The organism is Lysobacter auxotrophicus, assembly GCF_027924565.1.
GTDB lineage: Bacteria > Pseudomonadota > Gammaproteobacteria > Xanthomonadales > Xanthomonadaceae > Lysobacter_J > Lysobacter_J auxotrophicus.
Genome location: NZ_AP027041.1, coordinates 4030536 through 4051555, shown reverse-complemented (window position 1 = coordinate 4051555; position 21020 = coordinate 4030536). Strand labels below are relative to the sequence as shown.

The following is a 21020-nucleotide window of genomic DNA, read 5'->3' as shown; positions in this document are numbered from 1 at the left end:
AGTCGCCTTGCGGCGGGCGGACCCCGTCGATTCGGTTACCTCGTTGGTTGATGGTTTTGACTTTCAGCTCCCTCCCCTGCGAATGCAGGGGAGGGTTGGGGAGGGGTGAAGTCCGTCGCGGGAAAGTCCGGCGCTGCGCGCCTCACGACCCCCTCCCAACCTCCCCCTGCGAGCAGGGGGAGGAGCAGGAGGTGGTGCTGTTACAGCGTGTAGTACATCTGGTACTCGAGCGGGTGCGTCGCCGCGCGGAAGCGCGTGACTTCCTGCATCTTCAGCGCGATGTAGCTGTCGATGAAGTCGTCGGTGAACACGCCGCCGGCCTTGAGGAAGTCGCGATCCTTGTCGAGCGCTTCCAGCGCCTGGTCCAGGCTGTGGCAGACGGTCGGGATGTTCTTCTCTTCTTCCGGCGGCAGGTCGTACAGGTCCTTGTCGGACGGCGCGCCCGGATCGATCTGGTTCTTGATGCCGTCCAGGCCGGCCATCATCAGCGCGGCGAAGATCAGGTAGCCGGAGTTCATCGGATCCGGGAAGCGGATCTCGATGCGGCGCGCCTTCGGGTTGGCGACGTACGGAATGCGGCACGACGCCGAACGGTTGCGCGCCGAGTACGCCAGCATCACCGGCGCTTCGAAGCCCGGCACCAGGCGCTTGTACGAGTTGGTCGTCGAGTTGGCGAACGCGTTGATCGCGCGCGCGTGCTTGAAGATGCCGCCGATGTACCACAGCGCCGTCTGCGACAGGCCGCCGTAGCCGTCGCCGGAGAACAGGTTCACGCCGCCCTTGGCCAGGCTCTGGTGCACGTGCATGCCGCTGCCGTTGTCGCCGACGATCGGCTTGGGCATGAAGGTGACCGTCTTGCCGTTGCGGTGCGCGACGTTCTTGATGACGTACTTCATCGTCATCAGCTCGTCGGCCTTCTTCACCAGCGAGTTGAACTTGGTGCCGATCTCGCACTGGCCGGCGTTGGCGACTTCGTGGTGGTGCACTTCCACTTCCTGGCCGACCAGTTCCAGCGTCTTGCACATCTCGGCGCGCAGGTCGTGCAGCGAATCCAGCGGGGCGACCGGGAAGTAGCCGCCCTTCACCATCGGACGGTAGCCGGTGTTGCCGCCGTCGTACTCACGGCCGGAGTTCCAGTGCGCTTCTTCCGAATCGACGTGGAAGAAGGTGTGGCCCATGTCGTTGGCGAAGCGGACCGAGTCGAAGATGAAGAATTCCGGCTCCGGACCGAAGAACGCCTGGTCGGCGATGCCGCTGGCCTTGAGGAAGGCTTCGGCGCGCTTGGCGACGCCGCGCGGGTCGCGCGTGTAGGCCTGCATGGTGGCCGGATCCAGGATGTCGCAGGTCAGCACCAGCGTCGGATCGGCGGTGAACGGGTCCAGGAACGCCGTGCTCGCGTCGGGCAGCAGCACCATGTCGGACTCGTTGATGCCCTTCCAGCCCGAGATCGACGAGCCGTCGAACATCTTGCCGTCCTCGAACAGGCTCGGCTCGACGATCGACTTGGGGAAGGTCACGTGGTGCTGCACGCCGCGCATGTCGACGAAACGCAGGTCGACGAATTCGACCTTGTGATCCTTGATGAGCTTCTCTACGTGTTCGATCGACATGGGAACTCCGGATTCGGGATTGGAGATTGGGATGGGGGAAAGCCGGCCGCATTCGCGGTGACCCCATGCATTACGCATGGGTCGTGCCAACATTCACGCCGCGCTAACGCGTTGATTCCAAAGAGCCGGCCGTCGACGCCGTGATAGCCTTGCACCAGAACAGTGCGTGAAGCAATGCGATTGCGTCGACATGGTGCACGCAGGCCCGTCCGGTATGCTGCGGCGTTTCGCGCGGCGGTGCCACGAACCGGTCCGCGTTTTTCGAATCACGTATCCCGAATCGCGAATCACGGCCGCTCCCACATGACCGATCTGCTCGCCGCCCTGCTCCTCGGCATCATCGAAGGCATCACCGAATTCCTGCCGATCTCCAGCACCGGCCACCTGCTCATCGCCGAACGCTGGCTCGGGCACCGCAGCGATCTGTTCAACATCTCCATCCAGGCCGGCGCGATCCTCGCGGTGGTGCTGATCTACCGGCAGCGCCTGTGGGACCTGGCAATGGGCTTCCTCGGTAGGCGGGCGATGGCCGAACACAGCCCGGCGGGCATGCCGATGGACGCGGCCGAAGCGCGCGATTACGCGTTCAAGCTCGCGGTCGCCTTCGGCATGACGGCGGTGCTCGGCGTGATCGTGAAGAAGCTCGGCTTTGAATTGCCTGACGAAGTGACGCCGATCGCGTGGGCGCTGGTCATCGGCGGCGTGTGGATGATCGCGGCCGAACATTTCGCGGCCAAGCGCGCCGCCGTGCTGGGCGAGCGGGCGACGATCACCTGGACGGTGGCGATCCTGGTCGGCATCGCGCAGGTGGTCGCGGGCGTGTTCCCGGGTACCTCGCGTTCGGCCGCGACGATCTTCGTCGCACTGCTGGCCGGCACGACCTCGCGCGCGGCGGCGACGGAGTTCGCCTTCCTGGTGGGCATTCCGACGATGTTCGCCGCCACCGGCTGGGAGCTGATCGACGTGGTGCACAGCGGCGAGGCGGCCAACGAGGACTGGGCGGCGCTGGGCGTGGCCTTCGTGGCCTCGGCGATCACCGCCTTCATCTCGGTGAAATGGCTGTTGCGGTACATCCAGAGCCACCGTTTCACGGCCTTCGCGATCTACCGTTTCATCCTCGGCGCGGCCCTGCTGTTCCTGGTGCCGGCCGGCAGCTGACGCGGCGTTCCACGTCGGGCGCTTCACCCCCGTTCCCTATGCCGGGCTCACACGCCCGGACCTTGGAGGAGACGTCCATGAAGCGATTTGCCCTGCTCACCCTCGCCGTTGCCCTGGCCGCCTGCACGCGTTCGCCGCAGGAGGCGCCTTCGACCGAAGCCGCGGCGCCCGGCGCGACACCGGCCGCGACCGCCCCTGCCGCGCCGGCGCCCGCTGCGCCTGCCTCCGCGACCATCGACAACGCCGTCCTCGGCGGCCATCACTGGGCGCTCGACAACGCCGTGGATGCGAAGGGACAGCGCGTCGACGCGTTGTTCGCGCGGACCGACAAGCCGGTGACGGTGGACTTCGCTGCCGGCCGCATCGCCGTGTCGAACACCTGCAACCGCATGATGGGCAGCTACACGCTCGACGGCGCGACGCTCACGATCGGCGACCTGGCCTCGACGATGATGGCGTGCGCCGATCAGAAGCTGATGGCGCTGGACCGTGCCGTGGGCGAACGCCTGCGCGGCGCGCAGACCGCGTCATTGCAAAGTGGCGACACGCCGGTGCTCACGCTTACCGGCGCGGGCGGCGACGTGCTCACCTTCAGAGGACAGCCGACGGCTGAGAAACGTTTCGGCGGCCCCGGCGAGACGGTGTTCCTGGAAATCGCGCCGCAATCCAAACCGTGCACGCACCCGGACGTTCCCAACCGGCAGTGCCTGCAGGTGCGCGAGGTGCATTTCAACGACCAGGGCATCCGCACCGGCGCGCCGGCGGAATGGCAGCCCCTGTACCAGGACATCGAAGGCTTCACGCACGAGGACGGCGTGCGCAACGTCGTGCGCGTGAAGCGTTTCGTCTCCGGCAACAAGCCCGACGGCGAGCAGGTGGCGTACGTGCTCGACATGGTGGTCGAAAGCGACACGACACCGGGCGCCGCGCAGAAGCGTTGAGTCGCGTCGCGCGTTGCCGGCGCCATTCCAGCGAAAGCGGAATTCAACCGCTCTTGTAGCCCGGGTAAGCGAAGCGCACCCGGGGTGGGAAGGTGGTCGCGTCCCCGGGTGCGCTTCGCTTACCCGGGCTACAAAAGCGAGACGCTTGCTGTTGCTGTTACGGTCGAACTGCCTATTCATTGCTAACCCCAACGGGCGCCGCACAGGACGTGCGGGGGTGAGCGCCGAGCCATGGAGTGAGGCGAGGCGCGCTTGCGAACGCCCCTACTCCGCGTCCGGTCGTGGGATTGATTTGTCGGGGAGCTGCCCTTTCTTTTGGTTACTTTTTGACCGAAGGGAATCCAGTAGGACTTGGGCAAGCAAATAAAAGTGACCCGGGCGCCGCCACGCGCTCGGAAGCTTGGCTGTGATTCTTTCTTCTTTTCGCCGCAAACCAACGCCTCGGCAAGCACCGGCGGCTGAAGCGCCGGGCCCGGCGGCACCACAACCCGTCGACCCGGCGAAGGCCGGGACCCAGGCTGTCCAGGTGTGGCGTAACGCGTACGCGCTTCTCATGAGCGCTGCGTGCCTGGATCCCGGCCTCGCCCGGATGGCGGTTCGGGAAGGGAAATCAGCAGCGAAGCGCCTTCAGGCGCTTCCCGCGAATCCGCTCTGCCGCCACGCCTCGAACACGCATACCGCCACCGCATTGGAAAGATTGAGGCTGCGGTTGTCCGGTCGCATCGGCAGGCGCAGGCGCTGCGCGGCCGGGACGCTTTCCAGCACGTCGGCCGGGAGCCCGCGCGTTTCCGGACCGAACAGGAACGCATCGCCGGCCTGGTAGCGCGGCGTATCGAACCGCACCGTGCCGCGCGTGCTCAGCGCGAACAGGCGCGGCGGCGACTGGTTGGCGGCCGTGATCGACGCAAGCGCGGCGGACAGGTCCGCATGCACCTGCAGCGTCGCGTACTCGTGGTAGTCCAGCCCCGCGCGCTTGAGCTGCTTGTCCTCGAGCGTGAATCCCAGCGGTTCGATCAGGTGCAGCCGTGCACCGGTGTTGGCGCACAGGCGGATCACGTTGCCCGTGTTGGGCGGGATTTCCGGCTGGAAGAGGATGACGTCGAACATGCGCTACATGATCGCCGCCGCGCGCGGCCGCGTCACCACGGCACGGGCTTTCCGCGGTAATCGAAGAACTTGCCGGTGTCGTCGAGGCCGAGCCCGTCGATCACCTTCAGCAGGCCGCGCACCGATTCGTCGGGCGTGATCTGCGCGCCGCTGCCGCCCATGTCGGTTTGCACCCAGCCCGGATGCAGCGCGACCACCGCGATGCCGCGCTCGCGCAGCGCCGAGGCGAGCAGGGCGGTCGCCATGTTCTGGGCGGCCTTCGACATCGCGTAGCTCGGCGTGTGGAAGCCGTCGGTGGAGGCGACCGAACCGAGCACCGACGACAGGTTTGCCACCTTGGCGCCTTCGACGAGACGTTCGGCCAGCGCCTGCGTGAGCAGGAACGGGCCGCTCGCGTTGGTGCGCAGGCTGTCGTCGAGATTGGCCGGCGGCACGTGGCCGAAGCGCTCGCCCGAATGCAGCACGCCGGCGTTGTTGATCAGCAGGTCGATGCCGTCGATCACCAGCGGCAACTCGCGCGCGAGCTCGGCGTGGGATTTGGGCTCGGCGACTCCCAGCGGCAGCACATGCAGGCGTCCGGGGTGCTCGCCGGCCAGCTGGTTGAGCGCGTTGGCGCGCCCGGGCTGGCGGCAGGTGGCGACCACGTGGTCGCCGCGGGCGAGCAGTTGCCGCACGAACTCCAGCCCCAGCCCGCGGTTGGCGCCGGTGACCAGGGTGCGACGTGGCGGCTGGGCGGGCGTCATCGCGAAGGTTCCGCAGATCGGGGCCCGCAGTGTAGGGGCGTTCATGTGAGCGTCCGACGACGGCCGCCCGACCCCAACACGAGCCAAATTCCGACATGCGACGGGACTTGTGGCCTAGTGCTCCCCTTCGTGGGCGGCGGCTAGGATGCCTGTTCGAATCACAGGAGTACGTCATGCCCGCTTCGTCCCGACCGCGCGTCGCCGCGCTTGCCCTCGCCCTGGCCGCCGCGTTCGGCGGCGTCGCCGCGCTCACGCCGGTGGCCGCGCTGGCTGCGCCCAAGGCCTCGGTCGACATTCCCTTCGAGGAATTCACCCTGCCCAACGGCCTGCGCGTGGTGGTGCATACCGACCGCAAGGCGCCGATCGTCGCGGTGAACCTGTGGTACCACGTGGGCAGCAAGGACGAACCGGCGGGTCGCACCGGCTTCGCGCACCTGTTCGAACACCTGATGTTCAACGGGTCGGAGAACCACCGCGGCGAGTACTTCGAACCGTTCGAACTGGTCGGCGCCACCGACATGAACGGCACGACCAACTCCGACCGCACCAACTACTTCCAGAACGTGCCCACCACCGCGCTCGACATGGCGCTGTGGATGGAGTCCGACCGCATGGGCCACCTGCTCGGCGCGATCGACCAGAAGACGCTCGACGAGCAGCGAGGCGTCGTCCAGAACGAGAAGCGCGAGGGCGAGAACCAGCCCTACGGCCAGGTGTGGGATGCGCTGGGCAAGGCGCTGTATCCGAAGACGCACCCGTACCACCACAGCACCATCGGCTCGATGGCCGACCTCGACGCGGCCTCGCTGGAGGACGTGAAGGGCTGGTTCCGCACGTGGTACGGGCCGAACAACGCCGTGCTCGTGCTCGCCGGCGACATCGACCTCGCCACCGCGAAGGAGAAGGTGACGAAGTACTTCGGCGACATTCCCGCCACGCCGACCATGGCGCAGCCGAAGGTCGACGTCGCGCCGCTCGCCCAGTCCACGCGCGCGACCATGACCGACAAGGTGCCGCAGGCGCGCGTGCACCGCGTGTGGAACGTCGCGCAGGCCGGCACGCCGGACCTCGACAAGCTGCAGCTGTTCGCGCAGGTGCTGGGCGGCAGCAAGTCCTCGCGCCTGGACAAGCGCCTGCTGCACGAGGAGAAGCTGGTCGACAACGTCTCCGCCGCGGCGTACTCGATGCAGCTCGGATCCAACTTCGTGATCACCGCCGACGTAAAGCAGGGCGTGGCCCCGGAGAAGGTCGAGGCGATCATCGACGAGGAGCTGAAGAAGCTGCTGAAGGACGGCCCGACCAAGGCCGAGCTGGAGCAGGCACGCACGGTGTTCAAGGCCGGCTTCGTGCGCGGCATCGAACGCATCGGTGGCTTCGGCGGCAAGGCCGACGCGCTTGCCGAATGCACGGTCTACACGGGCGATCCCGGTTGTTTCCGCGACAGCCTGAAGATCATCGACACGGCCAGCGCGCGCGACCTTACGGCCGTGGCGAACAACTGGCTGACCAAGGGCAGCCACACGCTGGTCGTCGTGCCAGGCGATCGCACCGTCGTCGCCGAGGACGCCTCCGTTACGCCGGCGCCGATGAAGCTGCCGGCGGTCGATCCGAAGTACACCACCACGCGCAGCGCGGTCGACCGCAGCGCCGGCCCGCCGAAGACCGGCCAGTTCCCGGACCTGAAGTTCCCGACGCTGCAGCGCGCGACGTTGAAGAACGGCACCACGGTGATCCTGGCCGAGCGCCACGACATCCCCGTCGTGCAGATGAGCTACGAGTTCGCCGGCGGCTACAGCGCCGACCAGGGACGCAAGCTGGGCACGTCGAGCTTCGCGATGGGCATGATGGACGAGGGCGCCGGCGAGCTGGATTCGCTGGCTTTCGGCGATCGCGCCGAATCGCTCGGCGCCAACCTCGGCGCGGGCGCGTCGCTGGACGGCGGCAAGGCGTACCTCTCCGCGCTGAAGCAGAACCTCGATCCGTCCGTCGCGCTGTTCGCGAAAATGCTGCGCGAGCCGCGCTTCGACCAGAAGGAAATCGACCGCGTCAAGGCGACCTGGGTCGCCGGCATCAAGCAGGAGAAGGCGCGCCCGAACGGCGCCGCGATGCGCGTGCTGCCGCCGCTGCTGTACGGCGCGGGCCATGCGTACGCGATTCCCTTCAGCGGCAGCGGCACCGAAGGCTCGATCGCGTCGCTCACGCGCGACGACCTGGTCGCCTTCCATCGCGACTGGGTGCGACCGGACGGCGCGACGCTGATCGTCGTCGGCGACACCACGCTGAAGGAGATCGTCCCGCTGCTCGACAGGCACCTGGGCGACTGGAAGCCCGGCGGCGATGCCCCGGCGCGTCCGCAGATCGGCGAAGTCGCGCGTCCGGCGAAGCCGCGCGTCTACCTGATCGACCAGCCGGGCGCGGTGCAGGCGAACATCTTCGCCGGCGAAGTCGTGCCGTCGACGAAGGACGCCGACTCGGTCCGCTTCGACATCGCCAACTCGGTGCTCGGCGGCGAGTTCTCCTCGCGCCTCAACATGAACCTGCGCGAGAACAAGCACTGGGCCTACGGCGCCTACAGCTTCTCGGCCAATGCGCTGGGCCAGCGGCCGTGGATGGCGTTCGCGCCGGTGCAGATCGACAAGACCGCCGATTCGCTGAAGGAACTGCAGCGCGAGATCGCCGACTACACCAGCGGCAAGGCGCCGCCGAAGCCGGAAGAAGTCGCGAAGATCCAGGCCACCGAGATCCTGAGCCTGCCCGGCGCGTTCGAAACGGCGTCGTCGGTGATGGGCGCCATCAGCGGCATCGTGCGTTACGACCGCCCGGACGATTACGTCTTCAAGCGCAAGGCGCAGATCGAGGCGCTCACGCCCGAACAGGTGAAAGCCGCTGCGGCGACGATCGATCCGAACGCGCTTACGTGGGTGGTGGTCGGCGACCTGAAGCAGATCGAGAAGCCGGTGCGCGCGCTGAAGCTGGGCGAGGTGCAGGTGCTCGACGCCGACGGCAATGCGGTGACGGGGCAGCCCTGAGTCGCACTCGACGACGCCGTCGCCTCCCCGTGACGCGGCGTCTGGCAGAACGCGCTGGGCAGCGCGCGCTGGCTGGCGGAACGCCGACGCGAACGGCAAACCGCGACTGATGCCTCAGTCGCGGTTCACTGCCCGGCGTTCACAAACGGTGGCGGCTGCGGCGACAATCGCGCCGGTCCATTCATGCGCGGCCACGGTGTCGCGCGAAAACGGGGTAACGATGCGCAAGTCGATGGTGGTGATGGTCCTGGTCTCGGCGCTGGTCGCCGGCGGCTGCACGTGGGTCGACATGGCGCCCGGCGCGTCCTCGGTCCGCGTGATCGACGGCAGCGGCCCGCCGGCCGGCTGCGAGAAGCGCGGCGAGGTCGAAGTCACCGTCAAGAGCAAGGTCGCCTTCTACGAGCGCAACCAGCTGCGCGTGCGCGAGGAACTGGAGACGCTGGCGCGCAATGAGGCCATCGGCCTGCAGGCCGATACCGTGCAGCCCATGGGCGGCCCGATGAACGGTTCGCAGCGCTTCGCCGCCTGGCGCTGCGGTACCGCACGTCGTGGCGCAGCCGCGCCGGCAGCGGCCCCGGCTACCACCGGGACCGCGCAGACCTACCCGCTGGGCGGCTGAGTTTCACACCGCTTAATGCCTCCCCGCCGCTGGTCGGTCGGGAGGTCGAACCATACGGATCCGGATGGCGGCGGGACAGAATTAAGCGTTAACATGGCGTGTTCTTTTCCGTTTCCGGTCAGCCGCCCATGTTGTTCCAGCACGTCGCCATCGCCGGTCTTGCCCATATCGATGCTCCCCGCCGGCTGACCTCGGACGAAATCCACGCCCGCCTCAAGCCCACGCTCGATCGCCTCGGCATCAAGTACAACGTGCTTGAAGAAGTGGCCGGCGTGCGCGAACGCCGCCTGTGGGACGGCGAGGTCAAGGCCTCCGATGCCGCCACGCTCGCGGGCGTCAAGGCGCTGGCCGACGCCGGTATCGACGCCGATCGCGTCGGCCTGCTGGTCAACACGTCGGTCAGCCGCGACTACCTGGAGCCGTCCACGGCGTCCATCGTGTCCGGCAACCTGCGCCTGCCCGATACCTGCCAGAACTTCGACGTCGCCAATGCGTGTCTGGCGTTCCTCAACGGCATGGACATCGCCAGCCGCATGATCGAACGCGGCGAGATCGACTACGCGCTGGTCGTCAACGGCGAGACCGCCGAGCTGGCGTACGAGAAGACGCTGGACCGCCTCAGCCGCGACGACGTCACCGAAGAGCAGTTCCGCGACGAGATGGCCACGCTCACGCTCGGCAGCGGCGCCGCCGCGATGGTGCTGGCGCGCAGCGAACTCGCTCCGGGCGCGCCGCGCTACCGCGGCAGCGTCACGCGTTCGGCGACCGAGTGGAACCAGCTCTGCCGCGGCGACCTCGTGCACGACCGCATGATCGCTGACGGCCGCATGCTGATGATCGAAGGCCTCAAGCTCGGCCAGAAGACCTTTGCCGCCGCGCGCGCCGCGCTCGGCTGGGTGGTGGAAGAGCTGGACGAGTTCGTCATCCATCAGGTCAGCAAGGCGCACACCAAGGCGTTCCTCAAGGCGTTCCGCATCGATCCGAAGAAGGTGCTGACCATCTTCGGCGAGCACGGCAACATCGGTCCGGCCTCGGTGCCGATCGTCCTGAGCAAGCTGCGCGAAGGCGGCCGCGTGAAGAAGGGCACCCGCATCGCGCTGCTGGGCATCGGCTCGGGTCTGAACTGCTCGATGGCCGAAGTGGTCTGGTAAGCGCCGCGCATGCACGATCGAGAAACCCGGCCGCGCGCCGGGTTTTTCTTGCCCGGCACGGTGGCGATCGGCCCGGCACAATGACCCGCACATCCCATCTGCGTCATCCCCGCCAAGGCGGGGCCCGTGACTCCAGGCGACGCGTCGAACGCACCGGGTTCCCGCATTGGCGGGAATGACGACCAGGAAACCACCGATGACGATCCACCTGCCCCTGCCCGATTACCCCTTCACCCCGCAGCGCTTCGAGGTGCGTCCGGGCATCGCGATGCGCTACCTCGATGAAGGCCCGCGCGATGGCGAGGTGGTGGTGATGCTGCACGGCAATCCGTCGTGGAGCTTCTATTGGCGCAAGCTCGTGCTTGGTCTACGCGATCGTTACCGCTGCATCGTCCCGGACCACGTCGGCATGGGACTGTCCGACAAGCCGTCCGACGATCGCTACCGCTACACGCTGCAGTCGCGCATCGATGATGTCGAGGCGCTGCTCGATCAGCTCGGCGTCCACGGCGACGTGACGCTGGCCGTGCACGACTGGGGCGGCGGCATCGGTTTCGGCTGGGGCTTGAAGCACTCGGACCGCATCCGCCGCCTCATCATCACCAACACCGGCTCGTTCCCGTTGCCTGCCAGCAAGCCGCTGCCGAAGTCGCTGAAGTTCGGCCGCGACTCGGGCCTGGGCACGCTGCTGATCCGCGGCCTCAATGCGTTCTCGTCGGTGGCGTCGTACGTCGGCGTCGAGAAGAAGATGCCGGCCGACGTGCGCCGCGCGTACGTGGCGCCGTACGACAGCTGGGCTAACCGCATCGCGACCTCGCGCTTCGTGCAGGACATCCCGCTTGGCGAGGGCGACGCCGCCTGGCCGCAGGTGCAGGCGATGGGCCGCAAGCTGCCGGAGTATGCGAACCGCCCCGCCTTCATCGCCTGGGGCCTACGCGACTTCGTGTTCGACAAGCACTTCCTGCAAGGCTTCACCGACGCGCTGCCGAACGCGCAGGTGCACGCGTTCGAAGACGCCGGGCATTACGTGATGGAAGACAAGGCCGACGTGCTCGTGCCGAAGATGCGGGCGTTTCTGGATTCGAACCCGCTTTGAGCTTTGGCCCTTGGGCCTGGAGCTTTGCGCTTTGAGCTTCGGCTCTGAGCCCCTCTCCCTCCGGGAGAGGGGTTGGGGTGAGGGTAGGGACGTGCGTTGCGTCGACGATCACCGGCACCCGCTTTCGCCGAAACGCCATCAGCCTGGATCCCGGCCTTCGCCGGGATGACGATCTTTTTGCGTCGGGATGACGATGCTCTTGCGCCGGAATGACGATGCTCATGTAGCCCGGGTAAGCGAAGCGCACCCGGGGCACCAGCCACCTCCCCGGGTGCGCTTCGCTCACCCGGGCTACAAACGCCGAATCGGATCCTCGACGAGTTTCAGGCGCCGTGAAGATGGCCCGCGCGTGCTTTCGCTGAAACGTTGTCAGCCTGGGTCCCGGCCTTCGCCGGGATGACGGTGTCTTACGAGGCGAAAAGGCCACCGACACCTCAAACCTCCGGCAACGGATTCTTCTCGTCCTCGCCCACGCCGATCCAGTCGTCGGGCGTGAGCACCGGCAGCCCGTGCGCGAGCCGCGCCTTGTCGCACTGCGCGCTCGCCTGCCCGAACTCCCACGAGGCCGGCACCAGCGCGCACACGGACGGGCGACGGTCGTGGATCGTGCAACGGCTGTAGCGGCCGATGTCGGCGTCCAGCGCGACGCAGCGCGGGTTCGACTGCGACGTGCCCCGCATCACGCGTTCGTGCGTGCGCAGGGTTTCGGTCAGTTCGGGTGGCACCTGCCCGCCGAGCGACGGGTCGGCCTCCGACCAGTGGAAACTCACGCGGAAGAAGGCGCAGCAGGCGCCGCAGGTCAGGCAGGGGTGGTGCATGGAAGGACCGTCACGGGGTCCGGCGAAACTGCGCCGGGTGCGGAATTCTGAGGCTTTGCGCGCCCGGTGCAAGCGACCGGCGCAAGCCTTGCCCGGTTCAGGCGAAAATGAATCCATGAACGACGTGTGCAACATCGCCGCGACCCTGCCCGGGCTGGCCGCCCGCTTCCCCGACCGCATCGCCATGCGGTGCCCGGGCACGCGCGGCCCGGACGGCTTCGCGCGCTTCGACCTCACCCTGACCTACGCCGATCTGGACGCCCGCAGCGACGCCATCGCCGCCGGCCTGGCGCGGCGCGGCATCGTGCGCGGCACGCGCACGGTGGTGATGGTGCGACCGTCGCCGGAGTTCTTCCTGCTGATGTTCGCGTTGTTCAAGGCGGGGGCCGTGCCGGTGCTCGTCGATCCGGGCATCGACAGGCGCGCGCTCAAGCAGTGCCTCGACGAAGCCCAGCCGGAGGCCTTCATCGGCATCCCGCTCGCCCACGTCGCGCGCACCGTGCTGCGCTGGGCGACGTCCGCACGCATCCGCATCACGACCGGCGCGCGCGCATGGCTGAGCGATGCGACCCTCGCCCAGGTCGAACGCGACGGCGCGAACGCCGGATCGCAGCTCGCAGCGACGCAGCCCGACGAAGTCGCCGCGATCCTGTTCACCAGCGGCTCCACCGGCGTGCCGAAGGGCGTCGTGTACCGGCATCGCCATTTCGTCGCGCAGATCGCCATGTTGCGCGACGCGCTGGGCATCGAAGGCGGCGGCGTCGACCTGCCGACGTTCCCGCCGTTCGCGCTCTTCGATCCCGCGCTCGGGCTCACGTCGATCATTCCCGACATGGACCCGACCAAGCCCGCGCTCGCCGATCCGCGCAAGCTGCACGACGCGATCGCGCGGTTCGACGTCGACCAGCTGTTCGGCTCGCCCGCGCTGATGGCGGTGCTGGCGAACTTCGGCGCGAAGCTGCCGACGGTGAGACGCGTGACCTCCGCCGGCGCGCCGGTCCCAGCCGACGTGGTCGCGAAGATGCGCGAACTGCTGCCTGACGACGCCGGTTTCTGGACGCCTTACGGCGCGACCGAATGCCTGCCCGTCGCGGTGATCGAAAGCCGCGAACTGCAATCCACGCGCGCGGCCACCGAGAACGGCGCCGGCACCTGCGTCGGTCGCGCGGTCGTGCCGAACGAGGTGCGCATCATCGCGATCACCGACGAGGCGATCGAACACTGGCGCGATGCGCGCATCGTGGAGGCCGGCATCGTCGGCGAGATCACCGTCGCCGGTCCCACCGCGACCGACACCTACTTCAATCGTCCCGCGCAGACGAAGGCCGCGAAGATCCGCGAACCGCTTGCCGACGGCGGCGAGCGCATCGTGCATCGCATGGGCGATGTCGGCTATCTCGATGCGGAAGGGCGCCTGTGGTTCTGCGGTCGCAAGACGCATCGCGTCGAAACCGCGCACGGCCCGCTCTACACCGAACAGGTCGAGCCGGTGTTCAACACGCACGCGCAGGTCCGACGCACGGCGCTTGTCGGCCTTGGCGTGCCGGGTGCGCAGCGTCCCGTGCTCTGCGTCGAACTCGCGGCCGGCGTGGACGAACGCGAGTGGTCACGCATCGAACGCGAGCTGCGCGCCATCGGCGCCCGCCACGCGCGCACGACGGGCATCGACACCTTCCTGCGCCATCCGAAATTCCCGGTCGACATCCGCCACAACGCCAAGATCGGGCGCGAGAAACTCGCCGTCTGGGCCGCGGGTCGCGTGCGCTGACGCATGACGACGCGCTACCGGCTCGACGATCTGTTCATCGACGTGCCGCGGCAGCGCGTGGAGCGCGACGGTGTGCTGCTCGACGTCGGCGGGCTGAGCTTCCGGCTGCTGGAATTCCTGCTCGAACAGGGCCAGCGCGTGGTCGGTTTCGACGAGCTGATCGAGCGCGTGTGGGCGCCGGCCGTCGTCAATGAAGAGACCGTCACGCAGCGCGTGCGCCTGCTGCGGCAGTCGCTGGGCGACGACGGACGCAACCCGCGCTATCTGCGCTCGGTACGTGGACGTGGCTATCAGCTGTGCGCGGCGCCGCAGTGCGTCGATGACACGGATGGCGACACACCGCCTCGCCGCGGCACGAGCCGTTACCTCATGGTGGCCGGCATCGCGATCGCGCTGCTCGCCATCGGTGCGATCGCCTGGTCGCTGCAACGCGCCGGCGTGCAGCACGCGCTACCGCCATCGCCGCTGCTGCAGCGCGCCGCGTACTACGCCGGCATCGGGCAGCGCGACGACAACGAACGCGCGATCGCGCTGTACCGGCAGCGCTTGCAGGAAGCGCCCGACGACCGGGATGCACTCATCGGTCTGAGCCGCGCGTTCAGCGCGCAGGTGTGCCTTTACAACGGCGAGGCCGCGCAGCTCGATCGCGCGCAGGCGCTGGCGCAGCGCGTGATCGCCGCGGATCCGGACCATGCCGCCGCGCATGCCGCGCTCGCGTACTCCTTCGATTGCCGCGGCCGCATCGACGATGCGCTGCGTGGTTACGAACGCGCGCTGTCGCTGGACCCGGCGAACGACGGCGCCCGCGCCTCCGCGGCGTACCTGTACGAACGTCGCGGCCGCCTTGCTGACGCCCTAGGCGCCAATCTCGCCGTGCGCGATCCGTCGCGCGTGCGCTTCCTACAGATCCAGATCGCGGCCAATCTCGACCTGCTCGGCTATGCCGCCGAGGCGGAGACGCGATACCGCCGCAGCTTCCAGCTGTATCCCGACAACGTGTTTTCCAACCTCGCGTGGCCGTCGTTCCTGATGCGCCATGGCCGCAACGCGGAAGCGCAGGCCGCGCTCGACGAGGCGATGAAGCGCGGCACCGACCACGCCGGCCTGCACGTGCTCGCGGCCGAACTCGCGTGGGCGCGGGGCGATCGCGACACCGCGTGGCGCGAAGCCGCACGCGCGGCGGAACTGCGGCCGCAGGGCAGCTTCGCGCAGTCGATGTTGTGGTCGATGTCGCCGGTGCAGCCACCGGCGCACCTGCTTCGTGCGCGCGCCGACTCCCTGCGCGAAGGCCTGCGTGCCGGCAGCGACCCGTTCGACGGGCTCGACGCCGCACTGCTGCTGACGATGATCGGCGAGCGCGATAGCGCCATCGATGCGCTCGCCGATGCGGTGGCGATGGGCTATCGCGATGCCGCGTACCTGCGCGCGACGCCGCTGTTCGCGAACCTGCGCAAGTCACCGCGGTTCGATGCCCTGATCGCGACCGTCGACACGGCCATTGCGCGCGAACGCGAGGCCGTTCGCACGCGCAAACTCGACCTCAGCGCAGCGCCTTGAGGATGTACTCCGACAGCAGCCGCTGCGACTGCGCGTGCATGTCGCGCTGGTTGTAGCGCGTGCGCGTGATCACGGCGACCAGGCGTTCGGACGGAACCACGAACACGTAGTTTCCGCCGTTGCCCGACATCGCCCACGCCGCGTGTTCCGTGCCGCCGACGTTGAAGCGGAAGCGCCACAGCAGGTAGCCGTAGTCCGCGTCCTCGCGCGCCTGCGCCTGCACCGTCGTCATCGCGCGGATCCAGTCGGACGCGATCACCTGCTTGCCGTTCCAGCGCCCGCCGTCGAGCAGCAACTGCCCGAGTTTAGCCAGATCGCGACTGCGGTAGCGCGTGCCGCCGCCCCCCATGCCGACGCCTTCGGACGAACGCTGCCATTGGCTTTCGCGAATGCCCAGCGGCGTTTCGAGCACCTCGCGCGCGAACGTCGCCAGCGGCTGCCCGCTCGCGCGCTCGACGATTGCGCCCAGCAGGAACGATCCGGCGGTGCAGTACGCGAATGCGCGCCCGTACGGGCTGTCCTTGGGCCGCTTCATCCACGGCGCGTAGCCCTTGATCGGAAGATCGAGCGCGAACTGCGTCCAGTCGGCGCTGAGGTACATGCGCTCTTCGTTGCCGGCGGAGAACGCGTTGTCGTCGTCGCATTCCCACTGCGAACTCATCGTCAGCAGGTCTTCGACGGTGAAGCGGCGCTTGAGCGGATCGGGATGCGCCCAATGGCGGTCGGCAAAGAAGCCGTAGACGGGCGCCTGCGCGCCATCGATCAGCCCGCGATCGACCGCCGCGCCGACCAGCAGCGCGGTGACGGATTTGGTCGCCGAGCGCGTGTCGTTCAGTACCTCGGGCCCGCCCTGGCCGAAGTAGCGCTCGACCACCAGGCGGCCATCGCGGGCGATCAGGACGCTCGTCGTGTCGGGCGCCTCGCCGACGGCGATGGCGGTGTCCAGGGCGGCGAGCGTGGCGACGTCGAAGCCCGCGCGTGCGGGATCGGCGACGCGCCAGCCGTCGTCGCGCGCGGCGGGCGGCGCGGCGTGGGCGGTGGCGGCGAGCAGGGCGAAAAGGGGCAGGGCGAGCAGGCGAGGCATCGGGCGGACTCCGGTGGTGGAGCGGCCATTGGCCCGATGACGCGAATGAAGCGCCTGAAATGCGGATGAAGAATTATGAAGGTCCGCTTCCAGCGGCCTTCGCGGCGCGCGCGGCAAGACGTTGGAACCTGCCGCCGGGCCCGTTATGGTGGCCCCCTTTGCGCATGGAGAGGCCCGATGAAGATCCTGGTGACCGGCGGCGGCGGCTTCCTCGGGCAGGTGCTCTGCCGCGGCCTGCGCGAGCGCGGGCACGAGGTGGTCAGCTTCAATCGCGGCCGGTACGACGCGCTCGACCGCCTCGGCGTGACGCAGGTGCAGGGCGATCTCGCCCAGCGCGATGCCGTCATCGCCGCGGCCGCGGGCTGCGAAGCGATCTTCCACAACGCCGCCAAGGCCGGCGCGTGGGGCAGCTACGAGAGCTACCGCCTCGCCAACGTCGTCGGCACGCAGAACGTCATCGACGCCTGCCGCGCGCACGGCATCGGACGGCTGGTCTACACCTCCACGCCGAGCGTCACGCATCGCAAGACGCATCCGGTCGAAGGCGGCACCGCCGACACCGTGCCTTACGGCGATGACCTCAAGGCGCCGTACGCGGCGACCAAGCAGATCGCCGAAAAGCTGGTCATCGCCGCCAACGCCGCCGCGCTCGCCACGGTGGCGCTGCGCCCGCGCCTGATCTGGGGCGTCGGCGACAACCAGCTGCTGCCGCGCCTGGTCGAACGCGCGAACGCCGGTCGCCTGCGCTTCGTCGGCGACGGCAACAACCGCATCGACACGACCTACGTCGACAACGCCGCGCAGGCGCATTTCGATGCGTTCGAACACCTGCGTCCAGGCGCGACGTGTGCCGGCCGCGCGTACTTCATCAGCAACGGCGAGCCGCGCACGGTGCGCGAAATCCTCAACGGCCTGCTGGCGGCCGCCGGCGCGCCGCTGGTGACGAAGACGATTCCCTTCGGCGTCGCGTATGCCGCCGGCGTGGTGTGCGAAGGCCTGTGGCATGCGTTGCCGTTGAAGGGCGAGCCGCCGATGACGCGCTTCCTTGCCGAGCAACTGAGCACCACGCACTGGTACGACATGGCGCCTGCGCGACGCGACTTCGGCTACGTGCCGGCCGTCAGCATTCACGAAGGGCTCACCCGACTGAAGGTGGCCTGCATGGGGCCCGCCTAGCCCCTTGCATCGTCACTTTTTGCCGACTGCCCCGTGCCTAGCATCGATTACACCCAGTCAGGCGCACCGCGCCACGGAGTGCACCGATGCTTAGCTACGCTGTCATCTTCTTCGTCATCGCGATCATCGCCGCCGTTCTCGGTTTCAGTGGTATCGCCGGCGCCGCCAGCAACATCGCCTGGATCCTGTTCGTCGTGTTCCTGGTGCTGGCCGTCATCTCGATGCTGCGCGGCCGCAGGGTCTGACCACGCCGCAAGGCGCGATCCGATCCGTTGAACCGTTGATGCAAATACTGTTGTGACACCGCGCCGGACGGCCGCTTCGAGGGGGCCGTCCGGCGCGAGGGGCCGGAGCGGGGACCGGGTCCGGGGCGCGGCTACAATGGCCGCATGACCGACCCGACCTCCTCGCCGCTGGCCGCTCTGAAGCCACTGGCCGGGCGCGCCCTCGAAACCGCCCTCAACCGCGCCCTCGCGCTCGATCCCGAAACCCGCGACCAGTTGCGCGCCCTCGACGGGCGCCGCGTTGTGCTGCGCCTGTCTGCGCCCGCGCTGGCATTGCAGATCCGCGTCGCCGGCGAACGGCTGGAAGTCGGACCGGTTGCCGAGGACGAACCCGATCTGTCCGTGCGTGCCACGCTCGGCGGGCTGCTGTCGCAGCTGCCGTTCCTGCGCAACGACGACGCGCCGCCGGTCGGCAAGTTGCGCATCGAAGGCGATGCCGATCTCGCGCGACGCCTGCAACGCCTGGCCGAACGTTTCGATCCCGACTGGCAGCAGCCATTCGTGCGCGTGTTCGGCGAAATCGTCGGCGTGCAGGTCGCCAACGCCGTGGCCGCCGGCCTTCGCCATGCGCGCGGCGCCGCGGGCGCATTCGCGACGAACGCCGCCGAATTCGTCACCGAGGAATCGCGCGACGTCGTGCCGCGCGAGGAACTCAACGCCTTCCATGACGACGTCGACACCGTGCGGGACGACGTCGAGCGCCTCGCCGCGCGCGTGTCGCGCTTGAACGCGCATCGCGCCGGAGGCCGGGCATGAAGCCGGTGTTCCGCGCGTGGCGCATCGGCCGCGTGCTGCTGCGCTATCGCCTTGACGACCTGCTCGACGACACGCCGGTCGAAGGCTGGCTGAAGCTCGCGCGTCCCTTCGTACCGCGCGCGTCGGCCGAAGTCGCCAACCTCTCGCGCGGCGCGCGACTGCGCATGGCGTTGCAGGAGCTGGGGCCGATCTTCGTCAAGTTCGGCCAGATCCTCTCGACGCGACGCGACCTGGTGCCGCCCGACGTCGCCGAGGAACTCGCGCTGCTGCAGGACCGCGTTATGCCGTTCGATGGCGAAGCCGCGCGCGCGATCGTCGAGAACGCCTTGCAGATGCCGGTCAGCGTTGCCTTCGCGCAGTTCGACACCACGCCGCTGGCGTCGGCGTCGATCGCGCAGGTGCACGCCGCGACGTTGCCGCCGGATGCCAATGGGGTCTCGCGCGAGATCGTGGTGAAGGTGCTGCGTCCGGACATCGAGAAGCAGATCGCCGGCGACATCGCATTGCTGAAGGCCGTGGCCGGCGTCGTCAACCGCACGCACCCGGCGGCCGACAAGATCCGCCCGCACCTGATCGTCGAGGAAATCGAGAACACGCTGGCCGCCGAACTCGACCTGCAACGCGAAGGCGCCAATGCGAGCGTGCTGCGCCGTTTCTGGCAGGACAGCGACGACCTGTACGTGCCGGAAGTGATCTGGTCGCACACCGCCGAGCGCGTGCTGACGCTGGAGCGCGTGTACGGCATTCCGTCGGACGACATCGCCGCCCTCGACGCGGCCGGCATCGACCGCCGCGCGCTGGCCGCAAAGGGCGTGCGCGTGTTCTATACGGAAGTGTTTCGCGACAACTTCTTCCATGCCGATGCGCACGCGGGCAACATCTGGGTCGACAGCGATCCGGCGCGCCGCACGAATCCGCGCTTCATCGCGCTGGATTTCGGCATCGTCGGCCAGCTTTCGGACGAGGACCAGTACTACCTCGCCGAGAACTTCATGGCGATCTTCAACCGCGATTACCGCCGCATCGCCGAGCTGCACGTGCGCGCCGGGTGGATGCCGTCGTACATCCGCATCGACGAACTCGAAGCCGCCGCGCGCGCCGTGTGCGAGCCGTACTTCACGCGTCCGCTGAGCGAGATCTCGCTGGCCGAAGTGCTGCTCAAGCTGTTCCGCACCGCGCAGCGTTACGAGCTCACGCTGCAGCCGCAGCTGATCCTGCTGCAGAAGACGCTGCTGAACATCGAAGGCGTCGGTCGCCTGCTCGATCCGAAGCTCGACATCTGGGCCGTCGCGCGCCCGGTGCTGCAGCGCATCCTCGTCGAGCGCTACAGCCCGCAGCGCCTGGCGACCGAGTTCCGCAAGCGCCTGCCGGAACTGGTGACGCACGCGCCGGAAATGCCGCGCCTGCTGCACGCGTGGCTGACGCAGCAGGTCGAAGGCAGGCACGAGTTGAACCTGCGTTCGCGCGACCTGGTCGAACTCAACCGCACGATCCACACCGCGCAGCGCAAGACGGTCGCCGCAGTGCTCGGTGTCGGCCTGCTGATCTGCGCCGCGGTGCTCTACGGCCTGGAAGCCGGCGGCCCGCGCTTGTGGACGGTGCCCGCCTCGGCGTGGATCGCGGGACTCGGCGGATTGTGGGCGCTGCTGGCGGCGTGGCCGCGTGGGCGGTAGGAAAAGCCCCACGGCTTTCGCTCCCTTCCCTGCTTGCAGGGGAGGGTTGGGGAGGGGTGAAGTGGCTGCCCTCTCTTTTCTCGAAGGTCGGCATGGAGCCCATCTGGAGACATGCCCGAAAACTGCGTCGAAACGCCACCGATGCAGAGGTCGAACTATGGCGCCATCTCAAGGGTCGCCGGTTCGATGGCCACAAGTTCCGCCGCCAGTTTCCGATAGCGGGTTACGTTGCCGATTTCGCCTGCGTGGAAGCGAAGCTCGTCATCGAACTGGACGGCGGCCAACATCTTGAAGCGCAGCACTACGACGAGTGGCGCACGCGACGCATGAACACGAACGGCTACCGCGTGCTTCGCTTCTGGAACGACGACGTGTTGTTGAGACCGAACCTCGTGCTCGAAGACATCCTGCGCCACCTTCGGGAGCGCTCCCGGTGACCGCTTCACCCCT

At 68.3% G+C, this 21020-nt stretch carries 17 protein-coding genes and 1 pseudogene; 13 read left to right on the top strand and 5 right to left on the bottom strand.

Annotated features, from left to right (window positions below; all coding sequences use genetic code 11):
* Positions 1-200: 200 nt before the first annotated feature.
* Positions 201-1610, bottom strand: coding sequence for a type I glutamate--ammonia ligase (gene glnA, locus LA521A_RS18440; protein WP_281780278.1), 1410 nt, complete (start codon positions 1608-1610; stop codon positions 201-203).
* Between the two features lie 303 nt (positions 1611-1913).
* On the opposite strand from glnA, the gene LA521A_RS18435 reads away from it, so the two are divergent.
* Both LA521A_RS18435 and LA521A_RS18430 read left to right on the top strand, forming a co-directional pair.
* Positions 1914-2768 (top strand): undecaprenyl-diphosphate phosphatase, encoded by an 855-nt coding sequence (locus LA521A_RS18435; protein ID WP_281780277.1) that lies wholly within the window; start codon positions 1914-1916, stop codon positions 2766-2768.
* Positions 2769-2845: 77 nt separating this feature from the next.
* Positions 2846-3709 carry an META and DUF4377 domain-containing protein gene (locus tag LA521A_RS18430; protein ID WP_281780276.1) on the top strand — a complete coding sequence of 288 codons (864 nt, stop codon included), beginning with the start codon at positions 2846-2848 and terminating at the stop codon, positions 3707-3709.
* Positions 3710-4336: 627 nt separating this feature from the next.
* On the opposite strand, the gene LA521A_RS18425 is transcribed toward LA521A_RS18430, so the two are convergent.
* Positions 4337-4816: a tRNA (cytidine(34)-2'-O)-methyltransferase gene (locus LA521A_RS18425; protein ID WP_281780275.1), complete on the bottom strand. Its 480-nt coding sequence runs from the start codon at positions 4814-4816 to the stop codon at positions 4337-4339.
* A gap of 32 nt (positions 4817-4848) precedes the next feature.
* Entirely contained in the window at positions 4849-5604 is a 756-nt protein-coding gene (locus LA521A_RS18420) for an SDR family oxidoreductase (RefSeq protein ID WP_281780274.1), read from the bottom strand.
* Positions 5605-5732: 128 nt separating this feature from the next.
* Here LA521A_RS18420 and LA521A_RS18415 point away from each other — a divergent pair, with 128 nt between their 5' ends.
* The 4 genes and pseudogenes from LA521A_RS18415 to LA521A_RS18400 all read left to right on the top strand — a co-directional run bounded on the left by LA521A_RS18415 (position 5733) and on the right by LA521A_RS18400 (position 11454).
* A complete protein-coding gene (locus LA521A_RS18415) occupies positions 5733-8588 on the top strand; it encodes a M16 family metallopeptidase (RefSeq protein ID WP_281780273.1) in 2856 nt (951 codons plus the stop codon).
* A gap of 241 nt (positions 8589-8829) precedes the next feature.
* Positions 8830-9123: pseudogene (locus LA521A_RS18410) on the top strand (DUF4156 domain-containing protein); the annotation flags it as partial.
* Between the two features lie 212 nt (positions 9124-9335).
* Entirely contained in the window at positions 9336-10358 is a 1023-nt protein-coding gene (locus LA521A_RS18405) for a 3-oxoacyl-ACP synthase III (RefSeq protein WP_115844387.1), read from the top strand.
* A 196-nt stretch (positions 10359-10554) separates the two neighbouring features.
* The gene (locus LA521A_RS18400; RefSeq protein ID WP_281780272.1) at positions 10555-11454 is read left to right on the top strand and encodes an alpha/beta fold hydrolase; all 900 of its coding nucleotides are present in this window, start codon (positions 10555-10557) and stop codon (positions 11452-11454) included.
* 434 nt (positions 11455-11888) lie between these two features.
* On the opposite strand, the gene LA521A_RS18395 is transcribed toward LA521A_RS18400, so the two are convergent.
* The gene (locus LA521A_RS18395; RefSeq protein WP_281780271.1) at positions 11889-12272 is read right to left on the bottom strand and encodes a YkgJ family cysteine cluster protein; all 384 of its coding nucleotides are present in this window, start codon (positions 12270-12272) and stop codon (positions 11889-11891) included.
* Between the two features lie 115 nt (positions 12273-12387).
* On the opposite strand from LA521A_RS18395, the gene oleC reads away from it, so the two are divergent.
* Positions 12388-14040: an olefin beta-lactone synthetase gene (oleC, locus tag LA521A_RS18390; RefSeq protein WP_281780270.1), complete on the top strand. Its 1653-nt coding sequence runs from the start codon at positions 12388-12390 to the stop codon at positions 14038-14040.
* A 3-nt stretch (positions 14041-14043) separates the two neighbouring features.
* Positions 14044-15597, top strand: a complete 1554-nt coding sequence (locus LA521A_RS18385) for a winged helix-turn-helix domain-containing protein (RefSeq protein WP_281780269.1) — start codon at positions 14044-14046, stop codon at positions 15595-15597.
* Here LA521A_RS18385 and LA521A_RS18380 read toward each other — a convergent pair.
* On the bottom strand, positions 15581-16681 hold the full coding sequence (locus tag LA521A_RS18380; protein ID WP_425494542.1) for a serine hydrolase domain-containing protein: 1101 nt from the start codon (positions 16679-16681) through the stop codon (positions 15581-15583). The two genes, LA521A_RS18385 and LA521A_RS18380, sit on opposite strands and share 17 nt — an antisense overlap.
* A 177-nt stretch (positions 16682-16858) precedes the next feature.
* Here LA521A_RS18380 and oleD point away from each other — a divergent pair, with 177 nt between their 5' ends.
* The 5 genes from oleD to LA521A_RS18355 all read left to right on the top strand — a co-directional run bounded on the left by oleD (position 16859) and on the right by LA521A_RS18355 (position 21007).
* The gene (oleD, locus tag LA521A_RS18375) at positions 16859-17857 is read left to right on the top strand and encodes a 2-alkyl-3-oxoalkanoate reductase (RefSeq protein WP_281780268.1); all 999 of its coding nucleotides are present in this window, start codon (positions 16859-16861) and stop codon (positions 17855-17857) included.
* A gap of 86 nt (positions 17858-17943) precedes the next feature.
* Complete coding sequence (locus LA521A_RS18370) at positions 17944-18102, top strand: DUF1328 domain-containing protein (RefSeq protein WP_115844375.1); 159 nt, start codon at positions 17944-17946, stop codon at positions 18100-18102.
* A 144-nt stretch (positions 18103-18246) separates the two neighbouring features.
* Positions 18247-18897 (top strand): ubiquinone biosynthesis accessory factor UbiJ, encoded by a 651-nt coding sequence (locus LA521A_RS18365; RefSeq protein ID WP_281780267.1) that lies wholly within the window; start codon positions 18247-18249, stop codon positions 18895-18897.
* Complete coding sequence (gene ubiB / locus LA521A_RS18360; RefSeq protein ID WP_281780266.1) at positions 18894-20570, top strand: ubiquinone biosynthesis regulatory protein kinase UbiB; 1677 nt, start codon at positions 18894-18896, stop codon at positions 20568-20570. The genes LA521A_RS18365 and ubiB overlap by 4 nt, the downstream gene beginning before the upstream one ends.
* A 56-nt stretch (positions 20571-20626) precedes the next feature.
* Positions 20627-21007: an endonuclease domain-containing protein gene (locus LA521A_RS18355; protein ID WP_281780265.1), complete on the top strand. Its 381-nt coding sequence runs from the start codon at positions 20627-20629 to the stop codon at positions 21005-21007.
* The last annotated feature ends 13 nt before the right edge of the window (positions 21008-21020 follow it).